Annotated in this window: 18 protein-coding genes; 8 read left to right on the forward strand and 10 right to left on the reverse strand. The window is 64.0% G+C overall.

The window, feature by feature from the left end; translation table 11 throughout:
- On the reverse strand, window positions 1-1,089 hold a 1,089-nt coding region (gene ccoN / locus R3280_RS00005), incomplete at its 3' end, for a cytochrome-c oxidase, cbb3-type subunit I (RefSeq protein WP_318996515.1).
- A gap of 223 nt (window positions 1,090-1,312) precedes the next feature.
- On the opposite strand from ccoN, the gene R3280_RS00010 reads away from it, so the two are divergent.
- Window positions 1,313-1,954 carry an alpha/beta family hydrolase gene (locus R3280_RS00010; RefSeq protein WP_318996516.1) on the forward strand — a complete coding sequence of 214 codons (642 nt, stop codon included), beginning with the start codon at window positions 1,313-1,315 and terminating at the stop codon, window positions 1,952-1,954.
- 5 nt (window positions 1,955-1,959) lie between these two features.
- Here the strand turns inward: R3280_RS00010 and R3280_RS00015 are convergent, their stop codons facing one another.
- Window positions 1,960-3,804, reverse strand: coding sequence for a diguanylate cyclase (locus R3280_RS00015; protein WP_318996517.1), 1,845 nt, complete (start codon window positions 3,802-3,804; stop codon window positions 1,960-1,962).
- A gap of 91 nt (window positions 3,805-3,895) precedes the next feature.
- Here R3280_RS00015 and rlmM point away from each other — a divergent pair, with 91 nt between their 5' ends.
- Complete coding sequence (rlmM, locus tag R3280_RS00020; protein ID WP_318996518.1) at window positions 3,896-4,969, forward strand: 23S rRNA (cytidine(2498)-2'-O)-methyltransferase RlmM; 1,074 nt, start codon at window positions 3,896-3,898, stop codon at window positions 4,967-4,969.
- Here the strand turns inward: rlmM and R3280_RS00025 are convergent, their stop codons facing one another.
- Window positions 4,970-5,254, reverse strand: a complete 285-nt coding sequence (locus tag R3280_RS00025) for an antibiotic biosynthesis monooxygenase family protein (protein WP_318996519.1) — start codon at window positions 5,252-5,254, stop codon at window positions 4,970-4,972.
- Between the two features lie 144 nt (window positions 5,255-5,398).
- Between R3280_RS00025 and tusA the strand changes: the two genes are divergently transcribed.
- On the forward strand, window positions 5,399-5,638 hold the full coding sequence (gene tusA, locus R3280_RS00030; protein ID WP_318996520.1) for a sulfurtransferase TusA: 240 nt from the start codon (window positions 5,399-5,401) through the stop codon (window positions 5,636-5,638).
- A gap of 22 nt (window positions 5,639-5,660) precedes the next feature.
- Here tusA and dsbD read toward each other — a convergent pair whose 3' ends face one another.
- The gene (gene dsbD / locus R3280_RS00035; protein ID WP_318996521.1) at window positions 5,661-7,541 is read right to left on the reverse strand and encodes a protein-disulfide reductase DsbD; all 1,881 of its coding nucleotides are present in this window, start codon (window positions 7,539-7,541) and stop codon (window positions 5,661-5,663) included.
- On the opposite strand from dsbD, the gene R3280_RS00040 reads away from it, so the two are divergent.
- From R3280_RS00040 to pdxB, 3 genes are read left to right on the forward strand one after another with little or no spacing between them, the layout of a single operon-like run.
- Entirely contained in the window at window positions 7,518-8,282 is a 765-nt protein-coding gene (locus R3280_RS00040) for an elongation factor P hydroxylase (protein WP_413468718.1), read from the forward strand. The genes dsbD and R3280_RS00040 overlap by 24 nt on opposite strands.
- A gap of 11 nt (window positions 8,283-8,293) precedes the next feature.
- A complete protein-coding gene (locus R3280_RS00045; protein ID WP_318996522.1) occupies window positions 8,294-9,829 on the forward strand; it encodes a DEAD/DEAH box helicase in 1,536 nt (511 codons plus the stop codon).
- Window positions 9,830-9,847: 18 nt separating this feature from the next.
- The gene (gene pdxB / locus R3280_RS00050) at window positions 9,848-10,999 is read left to right on the forward strand and encodes a 4-phosphoerythronate dehydrogenase PdxB (RefSeq protein WP_318996523.1); all 1,152 of its coding nucleotides are present in this window, start codon (window positions 9,848-9,850) and stop codon (window positions 10,997-10,999) included.
- Between the two features lie 12 nt (window positions 11,000-11,011).
- Here the strand turns inward: pdxB and R3280_RS00055 are convergent, their stop codons facing one another.
- The 4 genes from R3280_RS00055 to R3280_RS00070 form a co-directional block, all read right to left on the reverse strand.
- The gene (locus tag R3280_RS00055; protein ID WP_318996524.1) at window positions 11,012-11,173 is read right to left on the reverse strand and encodes a PA1571 family protein; all 162 of its coding nucleotides are present in this window, start codon (window positions 11,171-11,173) and stop codon (window positions 11,012-11,014) included.
- A gap of 238 nt (window positions 11,174-11,411) precedes the next feature.
- Window positions 11,412-12,296 carry a protease HtpX gene (gene htpX / locus R3280_RS00060; RefSeq protein ID WP_318996525.1) on the reverse strand — a complete coding sequence of 295 codons (885 nt, stop codon included), beginning with the start codon at window positions 12,294-12,296 and terminating at the stop codon, window positions 11,412-11,414.
- A 108-nt stretch (window positions 12,297-12,404) separates the two neighbouring features.
- On the reverse strand, window positions 12,405-12,872 hold the full coding sequence (locus R3280_RS00065; RefSeq protein WP_318996526.1) for a hypothetical protein: 468 nt from the start codon (window positions 12,870-12,872) through the stop codon (window positions 12,405-12,407).
- A 9-nt stretch (window positions 12,873-12,881) separates the two neighbouring features.
- Window positions 12,882-14,096: a pyridoxal phosphate-dependent aminotransferase gene (locus tag R3280_RS00070; protein WP_318996527.1), complete on the reverse strand. Its 1,215-nt coding sequence runs from the start codon at window positions 14,094-14,096 to the stop codon at window positions 12,882-12,884.
- Between the two features lie 218 nt (window positions 14,097-14,314).
- On the opposite strand from R3280_RS00070, the gene R3280_RS00075 reads away from it, so the two are divergent.
- The gene (locus R3280_RS00075) at window positions 14,315-14,800 is read left to right on the forward strand and encodes a glutathione peroxidase (RefSeq protein WP_318996528.1); all 486 of its coding nucleotides are present in this window, start codon (window positions 14,315-14,317) and stop codon (window positions 14,798-14,800) included.
- Window positions 14,801-14,803: 3 nt separating this feature from the next.
- Window positions 14,804-15,271, forward strand: a complete 468-nt coding sequence (locus R3280_RS00080) for a MarR family transcriptional regulator (protein ID WP_318996529.1) — start codon at window positions 14,804-14,806, stop codon at window positions 15,269-15,271.
- On the opposite strand, the gene R3280_RS00085 is transcribed toward R3280_RS00080, so the two are convergent.
- Together R3280_RS00085 and R3280_RS00090 are read right to left on the reverse strand one after the other, a co-directional pair.
- Entirely contained in the window at window positions 15,231-17,573 is a 2,343-nt protein-coding gene (locus R3280_RS00085) for an ATP-binding protein (protein WP_318996530.1), read from the reverse strand. The genes R3280_RS00080 and R3280_RS00085 overlap by 41 nt on opposite strands.
- 53 nt (window positions 17,574-17,626) lie before the next feature.
- Window positions 17,627-18,400 carry a hypothetical protein gene (locus R3280_RS00090; protein WP_318996531.1) on the reverse strand — a complete coding sequence of 258 codons (774 nt, stop codon included), beginning with the start codon at window positions 18,398-18,400 and terminating at the stop codon, window positions 17,627-17,629.
- Window positions 18,401-18,529: the final 129 nt, after the last annotated feature.

Consider the following 18,529-nt stretch of genomic DNA (forward strand, 5'->3'; position numbering starts at 1 on the left):
GACGGCACCGATACTGATCATGGCAACCCAGCCCAGGGCACCGGAGTGAACGTGACCGATGGTCCAGTCGGTATTGTGGGACAGGGCGTTCACGGTCTTGATGGACATCATCGGGCCTTCAAAGGTGGACATGCCGTAGAACGACAGGGATACAACCAGGAAGCGCAGGATCGGGTCGGTACGCAGGCGGTGCCAGGCGCCGGACAGGGTCATCATGCCGTTGATCATGCCGCCCCAGCTGGGAGCCAGCAGGATCAGGGACATGATCATGCCTGCGGTCTGCGCCCAGTCGGGCAGGGCACTGTAGTGCAGGTGGTGGCCGCCGGCCCAGACGTAGGTGGCGATCAGGGCCCAGAAGTGGACAATGGACAGACGGTAGGAGTAGACCGGGCGACCGGCCTGTTTCGGCACGAAATAGTACATCATGCCCAGGAAACCGGCGGTCAGGAAGAAGCCAACCGCGTTGTGGCCCCACCACCACTGCATCATGGCGTCGGTGACACCGCTGTAGATGGAGTAGGACTTGAAGGCAGAGACCGGAATCGCCAGGTTATTGCCGATATGGAGCACGGCGACGGTTACGATGAAGGCGCCAAGGAACCAGTTGGCCACATAGATATGGGGCGTCTTGCGCTTCATGATGGTGCCGAAGAAGACCACCGCGTAGAGCACCCAGACCACGGTGATCAGGATGTCGATCGGCCACTCCAGTTCGGCGTATTCCTTGGTGGAGGTCAGGCCCTGGGGCAGGGTGATCACAGCGGCAACCAGCACCAGCTGCCAGCCCCAGAAGGTGGCCGCGGCCAGGCCGTCGGACACCAGCCGTGCCTGACAGGTGCGTTGCACAATATAGTAGGACGAGGCAAACAGGGCGCTGCCGCCGAAACCGAAGATAACCGCGTTGGTATGCAGCGGGCGGAGTCGCCCGAAGTGGGTGAAGGGCAGGTCAAGATTGACCGCAGGCCAGACCAGTTGTGCTGCAATCAGCACCCCCAGTGCCATGCCAACAATACCCCATACCACTGTCATGATGGCGAATTGCTTCACCACCTTGTAGTTGTATGTAATATCCGTCGTTGCTGTGCTCATAGCCTTACCAATGGATTTAGAGTGGGGAATTTTGAGGCCGCAAGTATGGAGAATCCATGGGTCGTTTGCAATGACGCAGGTCAAGTGATGATACCGCTCAAATCAGCAACATGGGCGCGTCTGACCGGCCTTTCGGTGGTGATATGTTGCAATTGAAAACGGTCTTCCCGGTGCAGGCGGGGAGACCGGCAACCCTATAAGCATAGTGGCTAACGGAGGCTGTGTGAATTTTCCGGAAATGTTCGTCGACGGCGATGGTGAACCGATCGTCATGCTGGCTCACGGTGCCGGCGCGCCGGCCGATTCGCCCTTCATGAACCAGCTTGCGGGCGCCCTTGCCGATGAAGGGCTGACGGTGCTGCGCTTTGAGTTTCCCTACATGCGCGCACGGCGGGAGGATGGGCGTAAACGGCCGCCCGGCAGCCAGGCCCGTCTGATGGAGGCGTTTGCGGGCCAGCTTGAGCAGGTGCGCCGGCAAATCGGCCGCGATCGTCCGCTGTTCATTGGGGGCAAGTCCATGGGCGGGCGCCTGGCCAGCATGCTCTGCGCCGAGCCCGACGCCGCGGCCTGGTGTCGCGGCGCAGTCTGCTTCGGCTATCCGTTTCATCCGCCTGGCCGTCTGGACCGCTGGCGCACCGAGCACCTCTCAGAGGCCGTGGTACCGGTGACCATCCTGCAGGGCACCCGGGACCCTTTTGGCAAGCTGGACGAGGTATCGGCCCTGGAGCCCTTCGGTCCGGAGGTCAAAGTCCACTGGCTGGAAGGGGGTGACCACGATTACCGTACCCCCAAGCGCCAGGGCGCCAGCCAGCAGGCGCTGATCCGGCAGGCCGCCGCGCTGGCGGCCGGGGCCATGGCGGTCTGACGGCCTCAGATGGCCGGTTCGGAGGGGGTGGCGGCCATTTCGGTGCGGTTCCTGCCCAGGGCCTTGGCGCGATAGAGGGCATCGTCGGCACGTGCGAACAGCGAGCCTTCGTCCTCGCCGGGTGCCAGCTCGGCCGCTCCGGCACTGAGGGTGATGTGGGTGGTGGCGTTGTCCGGAGCCAGCAGCGGTGTTGTCGCCATGTCCGCCAGTATCTGGTTTGCCAGGTGGCGGGCGCCTTCCAGGTCGGTATTGGGCAGCATCACGGCAAATTCCTCGCCGCCAAAGCGGGCGATCACGTCCCGTGGCCGGCGGACATGACGATTCAGGACTTCGGCGATCCTGCGCAGGCAGTCATCGCCGAAGCCGTGGCCCCAGGTATCGTTAAGCTGTTTGAAATGATCCGCGTCCATCAGCACCATCGTCAGCGGCTGGCCGTTGCGGCGTGACTCGGCACAGAGCTCAGGCAGCAGGTTGTCCAGGTGGCGGCGGTTGTGCAGACCGGTCAGGCTGTCCCGGGTGCTCATTTCCGCGAGCTGCCGATTGGCCCGCTCCAGCGCCCGCATGGTTTCCCGAAGCTGGGCGGTGCGCTCGCCGACCCGCTGCTCCAGTTCGTGCTTGGCGCTGTGCTCCACCGCCAGCAGCCGCTCGTTCAACAACCGCCAACGCATCACGATGGCGTAATTGAGCAGCAAGACCTGACCGCCGATGGCCGCCTGCATCAGAATTTCCCGGGCGATGAAGTTGCCCAGGTAGCCGAAGGCGGCCAGGGCGTAAATGCCGGCACCGGCCACCATCAGTGACCAGGATATGATGTACCACTTGGCGGGAGCGTAGCCCTGACGCCAGCGGAACAGGCCCGCCACGAACAGACAGCCGATGACGCCAATGCCGAACAGGGTGTTGTAGACGATGCTGCGGCTGTAAGGCAGCACAAACACCAGTACCAGCAAAACGACGGAGATCCAGGCCAGCAGGGTGAGCAGCCGGGAGAGTCGCGGCTGGTCGCTGCCGATTTCCAGGAAAGAGCGGCCGAACAGTACCATCGCCAGGGTGCCGAGGGCCTCGAAGAGGGGAATGGAGGCATTGGCGAACCAGGGACTCTGGGGCCAGAAATACTGGAAGGCAAAACCGCCCATGGCGGCCAGGAACAGGCCCATGGAGATCATGTAAAAACTGTTGTAGAAGTAGTAGGCGCGCCAGGAACTGGCGAAAAGTACCAGGTTGAACAGGGCGAAGATCAGCAGGGCGCCGTAGAACAGCCCGTGAATGAGGGTAAGCTGATTGCTTTGTGCCACCAGGGTTTCCGCCCGCTGCAGTGACAGCGGCACATTGATGGCGCCGGAGCTTTTCACCCGCAGGGTAATGGAGGTGGTTTCGCCGGCTTCCAGGGTGACGGGAACCAGAAAATAACGGTAGTCTACCGCCCGCGAGTCGAAGGGCTCCTGATCACCGGTGCTGATCGCAGGGTCCTGGCCGGTGTCGCCCCGCCAGATGTCCACCTGGTCCAGGGGTGCATAACTCAGCTTCACGAACCAGACACCAGCGCCGGGTCCCGGATTGGTCAGGGTCAGCGAGAACCAGAAGGTGGCCGGCGAGTTACTGAACACCAGTTCCCTGCCGTCCGCGCTCTGCCAGCTGTCTTCGCCCGGGGCCACCGCAGCCGGGCTGTCGCCGGCATCCTCGGTGACCACCCGGTAGCAGACGTAGTCCAGGAGGTTGGCACGGGCATCGGTAACGTCCAGGGCCGGCCCCGCGCCGGTGGAATCACAGCGATTATCGGCGGTGGCAACAGACGCTGCCGCCAGGCACAGGAAGAGCAGCAGCCAGCTGCCGGGTGAGGACCACGCCATGAACGACCGTTCCAGATTCGAATTGACTCCGAGTGTAGCCCAGCAGGACGGTCCTGGCTGTTAAACAGTTTTAAATCTGAACAGGTGATCCATGAACCAGCTCCTGGTGTTCTGCCGTCCAGGATTTGAAAACGAATGCGGGCGGGAGCTCACGGATGTGGCCGCCTGGCAGGGTGTCTTCGGCTTTTTCCACGCCCGCCCCGGTGACGGCTACCTGCGCTTCAGCCTGCCGGGGCCGGAAACACCGGCCGACCTGATGGCCCGGGTGCCGCTGGCTGACCTGGTGTTCGCGCGGGACTGGTGCCAATGGCTGGCGGACGTGCCGCTGCCCGACACGGACCGGGTCGGCGCCGTGCTGGCGGCGCTTCGGCAGCACCGGCAGGCGTTGCCGGCCTGTCAGCGGGTGGAGGTGAGGATTCCTGAGGCCAATACCGACCGGGATCTGGGGAACTTCGCCCGCAAGTGGGTGGCGCCCCTGGCCCGGGCGCTGCGGGACGCCGGGCTGCTGGTGGAGGGGGCGGAGCCTTCCCGTTACCGCCTGGAAGTCATGCTGCCGGACTTCCAGACCGCGCTGCTGGGGGTCAGCGATGCCCGCAACCGCTCGCCTTTCAGCGCCGGCATCCCCCGTCTGCGGCTGCCGGCCGATGCCCCCAGCCGCTCGGCGCTGAAACTGGAGGAGGCCTGGAAGGTGTTTCTGACCCCGGAGCGGGCCGAGGATGTTCTGGCCGGCGGCCGAAAAGCGGTGGATCTGGGTGCCGCGCCGGGAGGCTGGACCTACCAGCTGGTGCGCCAGGGCATGCTGGTCAGCGCCATCGACAACGGGCCCATGGACCCGGACCTGATGGCCAGCGGCCAGGTCGAGCATGTCCGGGCCGACGGCTTCCGCTGGCGCCCCCAGCGGGCGGTGGACTGGATGGTGTGTGATATTGTCGACCAGCCCCGCAAGACCGCCGACCTGGCCGCCGCCTGGTTCGAGGAGCGGCTTTGCCGCTACAGTATCTTCAACCTCAAGCTGCCGATGAAAAAGCGCTATGAGGAATGGTCAAGCTGCCGCGAGCTGATCGAGAGCCGACTCCAGGCAGCGGGCATCCGTTTCCGGCTACGGGCCCGTCAGCTCTACCATGACCGGGAGGAGATCACCTGTTTCCTGGAGCGGCTGGACTGATCAGCTGTGCTGCAGCACGGTGATTTTTTCCTCCTGGTCCATCATGGGTATGAGTTCGGCCATCAGCTCGGTCCGGCCCCGGGAGTGGTACCAGCGGTCCCAGTCCGCAATGCTCCGCCAGTTGCAGAGTGTCAGGCGGTGATTGGGGTCATTGGCGTCCACCAGGGTCTCACCGGAGACAAACCCCGGGGCGTCAATAGCCTGGCGAAGGAGGTGGCGGGAGCGCTCCTCGTAAGCGGTCTCCAGACTCTCGGCAATATGGCGCTCAATAAGGACTCGAATCATCAATCACCTCGTTGAGGGTTGGTGGCGCCGAGGGCGCGGTATGATTGATATCTATAAACAATAATTTAGCATGGCTTTACGGGTACGGACAGGCGACGGCCTGGCCGGATTCGGAGCCCGACCATGGGATCAGGGGAGTGCGTTGTGAGTCAGAGTGACTACGATCTGGAATTGGACGCCCGCGGCCTGTTTTGCCCGGAGCCGGTGATGATGCTGCACAACCGCATCACCGAGGTGCCGGTGGGCGGGATTCTGCGGGTGGTGGCCACGGACCCCTCCACCACACGGGATGTGCCGAGATTCTGCCAGTTCCTCGGGCATGAGCTGGTGAGCGAGGAGCAGACCGACAAGGAGTACCTGTTCCGGATCCGTCGCGGCAGCTGAGGTCTGGGCGGGATACCGGCGTCTAGAGCGCCAGGGCAGCGGAGGTGCCGGCCAGGTGGGCAAGGAACTGGTCACGGTCCATTTCGCCAAGCACCCGTCGGGAGCGGACTTCGTCGCCATTGGGCCGATAGAACAGGATGGCCGGCGGCCCGAACAGCCCCAGTTCATTGAGGAGCGCCTGTTGTTCCGGTGTGTTGTCGGTCATGTCGAGCTGCAGCAGCGTCATCGGCGCCAGCGCGTCGATCACCGCCGGGTCACTGAACACCTGCCGCTCCATGACTTTGCAACTGATGCACCAGTCGGCGTAAAAATCCAGCATCACCGGCTGGCCCCGGTCGGCGGCGGCTGCCAGCGCGCGGCGTATGGCGCCGGGCTCCTCCAGGCGCAGGAAATCGGCGTGGCTGGCCGCGACGTCAGCGGAGCCCACCGCAGGGCCCGCGGCGTAAGGACTCAGGGGCCGCAGCGGGTCGGTGGCGCCGCCCATGGCACCGGCCAGCAGCGCCAGGCCGTAGGCGAAGGCCACCAGCCCCAGGCCCTTCCAGGTTCTGGGCCAGCCCTGCCGGGCCTGATCGAACGCGCCCAACTGGACCCCGACAATGGCTACCAGCAACCCCCAGAGTGTCAGCGAGAGCCAGGCCGGCACCAGGCGCTCCACCAGCCAGATGGCCACCGCCAACAGCATCACACCGTAGAACGCCTTAACCACGTTCATCCAGGGCCCGGTGGCGGGCAGCAGCCGTCGCCCGCCCACCGCCACCAGAATCAGCGGAATACCCATGCCCAGGCCCAGGGCGAACAGGGAGATACCGCCGGCAACGGCGTCCTGGGTGGTGCTGATGTACAGCAGGCTGCCGGCCAGGGGCGCCGACACACAGGGGGACACCACCAGGGCCGACACGGCGCCGATCACGAACACGCTCAGTACGCGGCCACCGGTCAGGTTCTGGCTGGCATCGTTGAGCCGGTTGCGGATGCCGGCCGGCAGTTGCAGGTCGTAGACATTGAACATGGCCAGCGCGAACAGCACGAACAGCACCGCGAAGCTGCCCAGCACCCAGGGCGACTGCAGGTGGGCCTGGAGATTGAAGCTGGCCCCGAGCAGGCCCGTGACGACCCCGGCGGCGGCATAGGTCAGCGCCATACCCAGCACATAGCTGACGGCCAGCAGCAGGGCGTGACCGGTGGTGCGGGTATTGCGGCTGGACACCAAAGCCGAAATGATCGGGACCATCGGCAGTACGCAGGGGGTAAAGGTCAGCCCCAGGCCAAGTGCGAGGAATACCAGGGCCACCACCCAGAGCGACTGCTGGGACAGGAAGCTGGCCAGCCCGGTGGCGGAGCTGGTATCCGCCGGCGGCACCGGCGATGCTGCGGCACTGGCGGCCACCGCAGTGGCGCCGGTACCGCCGCCGTAATAAAGCACTTCCCGGGTCTGGGGCGGGTAGCAGAGCCCGGCCTTGGCGCAGCCCTGGTAGGTGACGCTCAGTTGCGCCTCCTTGATGCCCGGGGGCAGGGTGACGGCTACCCGGGCTTCAACCGGGTCGAAGAACACGGTGACGTCGCCGAAGTATTCATCCGTGATGGCCACACCGGGGCTGGAGAACACCGGTTCACCGACGTCGACCTGCTCTGATGCCGCGGTCACGCTGATACGCTCGCGGTACAGGTAATGACCGGGTTCGATGTCCCAGCGCAGCACCACGCCGTCGTCCCCGGTGGTGTAGCTGAACGGGAGCGCCTGGTCCACGGGCAGAAAGACGGATTGGCCGCCCCCAAACAGGGACGACTGGGCGAGGGTAGGGCCGGGCAGGAGCAGGGTCAGCAGCAGGATGCCGGCCGCCAGCCAGCGGGCTGTTGCGGATGCCGCCAGAAATACGGGTTGAGGCTGGCAGAAAAAGCGCATTGTCTGGTCTGGATCCTTCATCGAAGAGACGGTCTCGGGCTGACCGGAAAAGCCTGTGATGATGGGGCATTATGCCGGCTTTCGGGCGCTTTGCCAGTCGCCGCGGCACAGCTTATCGACCGGCCCGCAGAAATTAAGTTCCCACTGGTATTGGCAGCGCGAAAGTCGCACAATAGCGGTCGCATGAAACACCACCCAGACGATCTTATCATGCTGTTCAATGACCTGTTCCGGCGCTCGCATCAGACGGTTCTGGTCAAAGGCGGCGACGAACCGGAATACATTCCTGCCGCAGGGCCCGATCAACCGGCCCGGATCGTGTTCGCTCACGGCTTTTACGCCAGTGCCCTGCATGAAATCAGTCACTGGTGCATTGCCGGCGCCAGGCGTCGCGGCCTGCACGACTACGGTTACTGGTACTGTCCGGACGGTCGCACGGCTGCCCAGCAGCAGGCTTTTGAATCGGTGGAAGTCAGGCCCCAGGCACTGGAGTGGCTGTTCTCTGTGGCCGCCGGCTCGCGCTTTCATATCAGCGTCGACAATCTCAGCGGCCAGGGTGCGGCGGACGAGGCCGGTTTCCGCGCCCGGGTCCGGGCCATGGCTGACCATTACCTCCGTGACGGATTGCCGGCACGGGCGGCCCGGTTCCACCAGACACTTTTGACATTCTATGGACGGCAGACCCTGTTCGCACAGGCATGGCAGGATCAGGGCCTGACGACGTCCGAATCAACAAGGTAAGCAGACTGTATATGACCGCGCTCGTCAAGATTTGGCACTGGTTCCTCGAGGTTCTTGGCATCCGTTCCGGTGTCACCGCAACCAACCCGCCGGCCAGCCCCGCCCCGGAACCGGCGCCGGTGCACAAGGCGGAATCCCGTCCTGTCGCCGAGCCCGCTGCCGCCACGCCCGCAGCCGCGCCAGTGGAATCGCGCAAGGCCACCAACGACAGTGACGCCCCGGCCACGCCCGAGCCGGCCCGGCCGGAGCCGGTAGCCGCCAAGGCCCGGCCCGCCAAACGGCCGGAACCGCCGGTGGTGGAGGGCAAGACCCGGTTCATCGACCTGGACCTGGACGACCGCCTGAAGAACGCCATCGCCGACATCGGCTTTGACTACTGCACCCCCATCCAGGCCGAGACCCTGCCTTACACCCTGGCGGGCCGCGACCTGATCGGCCAGGCCCAGACCGGCACCGGCAAGACCGCGGCCTTCCTGATCAACGCCATCCAGCGCATGCTGGAGCAGCCCATCCCCGCTTCCGACCGCTTTGCCTCCGAGCCCCGCGTACTGGCGCTGGCGCCGACCCGGGAGCTGGCCATGCAGATCGCCAAGGACGCCGAACAGCTGTGCGGCTACACCGGCCACAATGTGGTCACGGTGGTGGGTGGCATGAACTACGACAAACAACGGGACCAGTTGCAGAACGAAGTGGTGGACATCCTGGTGGCCACCCCCGGCCGGCTGATCGATTTCCTGGGCTCCCAGGACGTATTCCTGGACCAGCTGGACCTGCTGATCCTGGATGAGGCCGACCGCATGCTGGATATGGGCTTTATTCCGGACGTCAAGCGCATCATCCGCAAGTGCACCCCGAAGGACGAGCGCCAGACCCTGCTGTTCAGCGCCACGTTCAACCAGGACGTGCTGAACCTGGCGTCCATGTGGACCCGCAGCGCCGAGTTCGTCGAGATCGAGCCGGAGCAGAAAACCGCCGAACGGGTCCAGCAGACCGTTTACCTGGTGGGTGGCGACGAGAAGCTCACGGTGCTGGTGAACTACCTGCAGAATCGCGACGTGGACAAGGCCATCGTGTTTGCCAACCGGCGCGACCAATGCCGGGATCTGGACGAGGATCTGCGCAACCAGGGTATCAAAGTGGCCCTGATGTCCGGCGAGATTCCCCAGAACAAGCGGCTGAAGACCCTGGACCAGTTCAAGCGTGGCGATATCCAGGTGCTGGTGGCCACCGACGTGGCCGGCCGCGGCATCCATGTGGAGGGCGTGACCCACGTCTTCAACTACAACCTGCCGGAGAATGCGGAGGATTACGTCCACCGCATTGGTCGTACCGGCCGGGCCGGCAAGCACGGTATCTCGGTAAGCTTTGCCAGTGAGGACGACGCCTTCTCGCTGCCGGCCATCGAGTCCTACATCGGCCAGAAGATCACCTCGACGGTGCCGGACGAGGAACTGATGAAGCCGCTGGAAAAGCCGCTGATCAGCCGGCGCCGGGGTGGTAACCGCCGCCCGGCCCAGGGCCGGCCCCAGCGCCAGCGCCGCGCCTGACGGTAGGGAGAGAGTCCGATGTTGATCGTAGCCGATGAAAATATCCCGTTGCTGGATTCCTTCTTCGACGACATTGGCGATATCCGCCGGGTGTCAGGGCGCCACATGAGTCCGACGGACGTGGCGGACGCCGATATCCTGCTGGTCCGCTCCGTCACCCCCGTCAACGCAGGCCTGCTGGAAGGCAGCCGGGTCAAGTTCGTGGGTACCGCCACCATCGGCACCGACCATGTCGACATGGCCTGGCTGGCGGACAACGGGATCACCTTCGCCAGCGCCCCGGGCTGCAACGCCAACAGCGTGGTGGAATACATTCTCAGTGTGCTGTCGCTCCATGCCGAGCGTCTGGATCTGAAGGACTGGTCGGAGCTCACCGTCGGCATCGTCGGGGCGGGCAACGTCGGCGGCGCGCTCTGGCGGGTGCTGGACCGGCTGGGCCTGGACGTCAGGGTCAGCGATCCGTTGCGGGAAGCCAAAGACGACGAGGAGGAGAGTTTCCACTCGCTGGAGGAGGTTCTGGCCTGCGACGTGGTGACCCTGCATACACCACTGACCCGGGGTGGCGAGCATCCCACCTACCACCTGATCGACGCCGCACGGCTGCAAGAGCTCCGGTCCCACCAGCTCCTGATCAACAGCAGCCGGGGCGAAGTGATCGACGAGGAAGCCCTGCTGGCGCGCCTGGATGCCGCCGATGCGCCCACCGTGGTGCTGGATGTCTGGGATCGGGAGCCGGCCATCAACCAGGCCCTGGTGGACCGGGTCTGGCTGGCCACGCCCCATATTGCCGGCTACAGCCTCGAGGGCAAGGTCCAGGGTACCGAGATGATCTACCAGGCTCTGTGCCGCTTCCTGGGGCTGCCGTCCCGCAAGCAGGCGGGTCAGTTCCTGCCGGAACCACCCCTCAGCAAACTCGCTTTCACCCGTGCCGTACAGGCGCGGGAAGCCGCCGATGTGGCCATCCGGGCCTGTTACGACCCGCGCCGGGACGACGCCCGGCTGCGTCGCGGCCTGACGGTGGAGTCGGAACAGCGGGGCAGGGTGTTTGACCGGCTGCGGCGGGACTATCCGGTGCGCCGGGAGTTCTCGAGCGTGAAAATCCAGTTGAAGGGCACCAGCCGCTCGCTCCAGGACCAGTTCCGGATGCTCGGCTTCAAGCTGAAGCTCTAGGGCTGGGGCGCCTCAGGAGGCGCACTTGTCTGTGGTGTCGGTGCTGCCGGCCTGGGCAAGGTTGTCCAGCGCCTGCTTGACCATGGTGTCGGTGATGGGTACCTCGCGGCCATCGGACAGCACGATCGCGGCGCCGTTCATCTCGGGCTCGGGATTCTGCCTTTTGTGTAGCATGCTCTCATCCTTTGTCATGGGTGTCTCTCAGCGCCGTTCGGCGGCTGCCTCCATTCAGTTTCCCGGTCAGCGAATGAACCAACCGAAATACCTGACGTCTGATTTGCAACAAGGCTACCGGGACATTATGTCTGATGTGTGAATGCCACACCGTGTGTTCAGTCCCACTATAGAAAAAGCGGCCAAGGCCGGCTATCCGACCTTGGCACGAGAAACGTCTGGGGGGAGCCCCAGCCGATCAGGCCAGGGTTGCGGATTCCAGCGCGGCGATGCGGCGCTCGATGGGTGGGTGGGTCATGAACATGGCCCGGATGCCTGCCCGCGCGCCCTGGTTGATGGCGAAGGCTTCCAGGTTGTCCGGCATCTGGTCCGGGATGCCGCTTTCCGCCTTCAGGCGCTTCAGCGCACGGATCATGGAGCCACGGTCCGCCAGCTGGGCGCCGGCGATGTCGGCGCGGAACTCCCGCCGGCGGGAGAACCAGAACACGATGGTGCTGGCCAGGATGCCCAACACGATCTGAGCCACGATGCTGACGATGAAAAAGCCCGGCCCGTGCCCGCTTTCGCTCTTGAACACCGCCCGGTCCACCACCGACCCGATGATGCGGGAGGCGAAGATCACGAAGGTGTTCACCACCCCCTGAATCAGCGCCAGGGTGACCATGTCACCGTTGGCCACGTGACCGATCTCGTGGCCCAGCACCGCGCGAATCTCTTCCTGGCTGAAGCGCTCCAGCATGCCCTCACTGACCGCCACCAGTGACTGGTTGCGATTCCAGCCGGTGGCAAAGGCGTTGGCCTGTGTGGCGGGGAAGATCGCCACATCCGGCATGCCGATGTTGGCCTTGCGGGCCAGTTCACGGACGGTGTCCACCAGCCAGCGCTCGGTGGCGGTGCGCGGGTTCTCGATCACCTTGGCCCGGGTGCTCCATTTGGCCATGGGTTTGGAGATAAGCAGGGACACCAGGGAGCCGGCGAAGCCGAACACGGCGGCGAAGATCAGCAGGGACTGATACTGGATGCCGCCCTGGGCCAGGTAGCTGTCGACGCCGAGCAGTTGCAGCGTGACGCCGGCCACCAGGATGACGGCGAGGTTGGTCGCCAGAAACAGCAGTATGCGCATGGATCTTGATTCCTCCGGTTACAGCGACCCCAGCGGGGCCTTTGACCGGAATAATTGGGCCTGGTGCGCGTCAGTTCAAGCGGTTAACGCCGATTTAATGCAGCGCTTTCAGGCCTCTGGCGGGACGAAGAAAGTGGTCTGGACCACCTGGGTAATGCGATCCGAGCTGCCGCTGCGCAGGGCCTCCCGGAACAGGTGGATGTGGCTGGAGTAGTCCGCCCGCACCGACGGTGGGGCCTTGGCGGCAGACGCCAGGGCCTGGGGTGCCACCTCACTGACCAGGGTTTCCGGTGCCGGTGTGCTGAGGCGGATAAAGGCCGCCTGGGTCAGCACCGCCTGGTCCAGGGCTTCCTGGCGGATGGTGTCGACGTAGCGCAGCAGGCCCTCCTCCGCCAGCCAGAGCAGGGCGCCGAAACAGGCCATGTGTCGGCGGCTGTGGAGGCCGAATTCGTCCGGTTCGTCCGGGCCGGCGATGTCCTCGACGAACAGGTTCACCCGGCGGGGAAAGGCACCGTAGAGCTGTACCAGGGCGATGGCCACGTCCTTGTAGAACTCCTCGATGTGAATGTCCGCCATGGCGCGCTCCTACTGCTGGTAGTGGGACAGGAAGTAGGCCAGCCGCTTGATGGCGTCCTCCAGGGTGTCCTCCCGGGGCAGGAAGACCACCCGCAGGTGCTGGCGGTCGTCGATATTGAACGCCGAACCCTGCACCAGCAGGATGCGCTCCTGCAGAAGCAGGTCCAGGACCAGACGCTCATCGTTCTCGATAGGGAAGCGCTTGGGATCCAGGTGCGGGAACAGGTAGAGCGCTCCCTTGGGCTTGACGCAACTGACGCCGGGAATGTCGTTGAGCAGGGACCAGGCGGTTTCCCGCTGCTCGTAGAGCCGCCCGCCCGGCGCCACCAGGTCATTGATGGACTGATAGCCACCCAGCGCGGTCTGGATCGCCAGCTGGGCCGGAACGTTGGCGCACAGGCGCATGGAGGCCAGCATGTCGATGCCCTCGATCAGGTCCCGGGCCTTGTGCTTGGCGCCACTGATGATCATCCAGCCGGAGCGGTAACCGGCGGCCCGGTAGTTCTTTGACAGGCCGTTGTAGGTAAAGAAGAGCACATCGTCCGCCAGTGAGGCGGTGGACACGTGCTCGACGCCGTCGTAGAGGATCTTGTCGTAGATCTCGTCCGATAGAATGATCAGGTTATGCTGGCGGGCCAGTTCGATGACCTGCTCCAGTAACTCCGGCGGATAGACTGCGCCCGTCGGGTTGTTGGGGTTGATCAGTACGATGGCCCGGGTCCGGCTGGTGATCTTGGCCTTGATGTCGTCCAGGTCGGGGAACCACTCCTGCTGCTCGTCGCAGCGGTAGTGCACCGGCTTGCCGCTGGAGAGGGTGACGGCAGCGGTCCAGAGCGGGTAGTCCGGGGCCGGGATCAGCACCTCATCGCCGGTGTTCAGCAGCGCCTGCATGGACATCACAATCAGCTCGCTGACGCCGTTGCCCAGGTAGATGTCGTCGATGTCCACCTTGTCGATGCCACGCTGCTGGCAGTAGTGCATGACCGCCTTGCGGGCCGAGAACAGGCCCTTGGACTCGACATAGCCCTGGGCCGCGGGCAGGTTGTAGATCACATCCTGCTGGATCTCCTCGGGCACATCTAGCTCGAAGGCGGCGGGGTTGCCGATATTGAGCTTCAGCACCCGGTGGCCTTCCTCTTCCAGTCGGCGCGCCTCCCGCAGAACCACGCCCCGAATTTCATAACAGACGTTATCGAGCTTGGCGGACTTCTTGTAGTTCTGCATAAACTGCGGGTTCCCGGTGAAATGAGCAAAGCCGTATTCTAGCGGAGCCAAAGCCCCCTACAACAGCCCATTCATGATGAATTGTGATCAAAAAAGGCACTGCTGACCGCTATTTAATGACTGTGGGCAGGGCGACGGCAAAATCGGGTGTTGCGGACTGCCCGGGATACTGTATTGTGCACAATATAATTTTGCACAATTCAGATCAGGAGGTGAGCATGGCGAGTGAATCCCTTTACGACGTACCGGTGACTACCATCGACGGCAAGGAGCAGACCCTGGCGGATTACAAGGGCAAGGTCATGCTGATCGTCAACACCGCCAGCAAATGCGGTTTCACGCCACAGTTCGAAGGTCTGCAGGCGCTGCATGCGGAGTTGGGGGATCGCGGTCTGGCGGTGCTGGGCTTTCCCTGCAACCAGTTCCTCAACCAGGACCCGGCGGACAACGACAAGATCAGCCAGTTCTGCAGCCTGAACTACGGCGTGGATTTCCCCATGTTCGCCAAGATCGAAGTCAACGGCCCCAACACCCACCCGCTGTACCGCAAGCTGAAGTCCGAAGCCAAGGGGCTGATGGGCTCGGAGAAGGTCAAGTGGAACTTCACCAAGTTCCTGGTCAATCGTGATGGGGAAGTGGTGCGTCGGTATCCGCCCACCGCCAAGCCGGAACAGATTCGCGGCGACATCGAAAAACTGCTCTGAACCATGACCGACAGCAACCATCTGGCGCTGGACAACCAGATCTGCTTTGCCCTCTACGCTGCCAACCGGGCGGTTACCGCCCGGTATCGGCCGCTGCTGTCGGCGCTGGGGCTGACCTATCCCCAATACCTGGTGATGCTGGTGTTGTGGGAAACCACCCAAGGCGACGAACGGGTCCGGGTCTCGGATCTGGGCAAACGCCTGCGGCTGGATTCCGGCACCCTCACGCCACTGCTGAAACGGCTGGAAGAGCAGGGCCTGGTTCGCCGGCGCCGGGAAGCGGCGGATCAGCGGGTGGTGCTGCTGGACCTCACCGAGCAGGGCCGGTCCCTGCGGGCGCGGGCCGAAACCCTGCCGGCACGGCTGCTCTGCGACAGCGGCGTGGCGCCGGATCGGGCGGCGGCCCTGCGGGATGAGTTACGGGCCCTGCTCAATGAGCTGGAGGGCGGCGCTTCGTCCAGCGCTCGATAGCGGTTTTCAAGCTCTGGCGGTCGAAGGGCTTGGTGATGTAGTCGTTCATGCCGGCGTTCAGGCATTCCTCCCGGTCCCCATGCATCACGTTGGCGGTGACGGCGATCACCGGCAGGGCCTGCCAGTCCGGGTTCTGGCGGATGCGGCGGGTGGCTTCGTAGCCGTCCATCACCGGCATCTGGCAGTCCATCAGCACCGCCTCGTAATGTTCGCGCTCGAGCGCCGCCAGCGCCTGTTCGCCGTTCTCCGCCAGGTCCACTTCGTAGCCCAGTTTCTTCAGCATGCCGCTGGCCACCATCTGGTTGACCCGGTTGTCCTCCACCAGCAGCAGTCGCAGGGGCGGCTCTGACGAGGGTGCAGGCAGGGCCGCAGGCTCCGGCGCCCGGGGCTCACCACCCCGGCCGGCACTCATCGCCAGCAGGCAGCGACGCAGCTCAGTCTGGCGCAGCGGCAGGGCCAGTCTTTGCCAACCGTGGCCAAAATCCTGCCAGTCGTCGCTGGCCACCACCAGTACCGAACCGGATGGCCATTTCAGGGCCAGCGCCAGGGCTTCCGGGTCGTTGGCGTCGATCACCAGCACCGGCTGTTTGTCGGCAGGCGCTTCCTCCCGCTCCGGCCAGCCCCTGACCGGCAGGCCCCAGTAGACCAGTTGCCGCTCCATGGCCTGCCGATGGCGGTGGTTCCTGGGCAGGGCCAGACAGACGCCACGGCGCTGCAGATCGGCCGGCATCGCCTCGGCACGGGTGGGGCCCTCCGGATTGACCGGAAGCGGCAGGAGCACGGAGAAATGGGTGCCGCGGTGCTCTTCCGATTCCACATTGATCTGGCCGTGCATGCGCTCCACCAGCTGGCGGCAGAGGGCCAGACCCAGGCCGGTACCACCGTAGCGTCGGGCGGTGTTGACCTCGGCCTGGGAGAAGGGCGAGAAGATACGGTTCAGGCTCTCCGGTGACATGCCGATACCGGTGTCGATCACGTCCATACGCACCTGGTTGTCTTCATACCGGGCCTGGATACGCACCTCGCCGGCATCGGTGAACTTGATGGCATTGCCCAGCAGGTTGTTGATGATCTGGCGGGTCCGGGTGGGGTCTCCCAGAAACGACCGGGGCAGGGCCGGATCCACCTCCGTTACCACTTCGATGCTTTCGCGGTGGGCCTGTTGGGCATGCAGGGTGGCGCTTTCCTCGATCAGGGCCCGCAGGTCGAAGGCAATGGACTCCAGGTCCAGCTTGCCCGCTTCCACCTTGGAAATGTCGAGAATGTCGTTGAGCAGCCCCAGCAGGCTCTGGCCGGCATTGAGGGCGATTTCCAGGCGGGTTCGCTGGGCCGGCTCCAGGTCCGCCTCCAGGGTCAGGCTCAGCATTCCCAGCATGCCGTTGAGGGGGGTGCGGATCTCGTGGCTCATGCTGGCCAGGAAGTTGGCCCGGGAGCGGGCCCGGCGCACGGCGTCCTCCTTGGCACGGATCAGCGCCCGGTTGCCCCGCTGCAGGGCCAGGTTCTTGTCGGAGATCTCCCGGGTGCGGTCCTCGACCTCCCGCTCCAGCTTGAAGGAATAGTTCTTGATCTCCCCCTCCGCCAGTCGCAGTCTGTCCAGGCTGGCGTCAATGGTGTCGAGGTGGCGGTTGATGATGCTCACCATCAGCCCGATCTCATCTTCCTCGTGGCTGGCTGGCACCGGCAGGCGGGCTTTCTCGGGGGTTTTCGGGGAGACCTCCCGCAGGCCGGCGATGACCTGAAGCATGGGTTTGGTGAGCATGAAATAGAACACGAACAGCAGCATCACCGACAGTGCCAGGCTCTTGATGAAGCCACTGGCGATGGTGTAGCCGGCGCGGCTCAGGAAGTTGGTGCCGTAGTAATAGGTGTCGATGGTGACCGCCAGCTCCCCGAGGGGAATGTCCTCCAGCTGGGGTACCCGGAGATTGCTGGAGTAGAACCGGATCGGGCCGAACAGCAGGTCGCTGAGCCAGCGGTAGCTGGAAGGGTCACTGGCTTCGCTGACGGCCGCCAGGGTCCGGTTTTCCGGGTCGACGATGCGGGCGTCAATGATCGCCGGGTGTTTCAGCAGCCCGGTAAGCAGTTCTTCGGCAAGGCGGGCATCGATGTTGTAGGCAATCTGCGAGGCCGGGCTGTGGCTGATTTCCAGCAGCGCCTGGATATCCTTGTCCATGGCTTCCCGGGCCTGGAAGAACTCCTGGGTGACCTGGATCAGGTTCAGCACCAGACCAAGGGCCATGGCCAGCAAAACCGTGTTGCGGGTCAGCCGGAACGACAGCCGCTTGCGGAAGGGAGAGCTCACGCTGGCCTGCGCCCCTGTTGTCGAACTTGCACCATCATGCCCGCCATCCGGTGTCAGTCGTCGTAGTCGGCCTTTTTCTTCCACTCGTCCTCATGCAGGAAGTTGTCCCATTCCTTGTCGAGGCGATGCTGCTTTTCCTGGGGCTCGGTGGTGCCGCCGCCATTCAGTGACGCTTCCAGTTCCTTGATGCGGGTGCGGAAACTCTTCACGGCTTTCAATGCCAGCGGGTTGTCCCGGGATTTGCCCATTTCGGTGCTGGCCAGATGGTAGGCGTGGATCGCCTTGCGAATCTCGTTCTGGCGGATGTAGTCCCTGGCCTGGAACACATGCATGTCGGCGTGGGTCTTGTGAACCAGGAAAAGCACGTGCTTGAGATTCTTCTTGGCAGTGGCGCTGTCGATCCTGCCGCTCTTGTGCAGGGACTCGATCATCTTGAACAGGCTCTGCAGCAGTTCCTTGACGTAGGCGGACTTCTCCGGCGAATCGATTTTCGTGGGCGTGCGCTCGTCGTTGCCGTCCACGATCTGCTGCTTCAGGGTCTGGACGTCCGATCGCCATTGCCGCACCGGCAGATCGGCCCTGAGTCCCTCCAGTTCGCGACAGATTTCCTCGATCCGGTTGATCAGCAGCAGTTTGAGTTCCCGGGTGAGGTACTGGCCGGGGATCTCTGTAAGCAGACGGTTGGCGCGATTGTAACTGTCCTCCAGTGCCGTCACCTTGCGTGCGCGTTCGATGCGGGCTTTTTCCCGCATCTGGCTGAGGACAATGATGCCGATCGACACAAAGACGATGACAGCAAAGAATATGACGATCGTTGTGGTATCCATGCAGTCTCAGGGAACCTCGTCTACAGGTGAGAGGCAGTGCCGGTACAAAAGTGCGCGGCGGCCGGCAAGTTACCGGAAGATTAGCAGAAAAATGCCGGTTTATCCGGTTTTTACGTGTAAGGGATTGCA

Source organism: Marinobacter sp., assembly GCF_033722195.1.
Taxonomy (GTDB): Bacteria; Pseudomonadota; Gammaproteobacteria; order Pseudomonadales; family Oleiphilaceae; genus Marinobacter.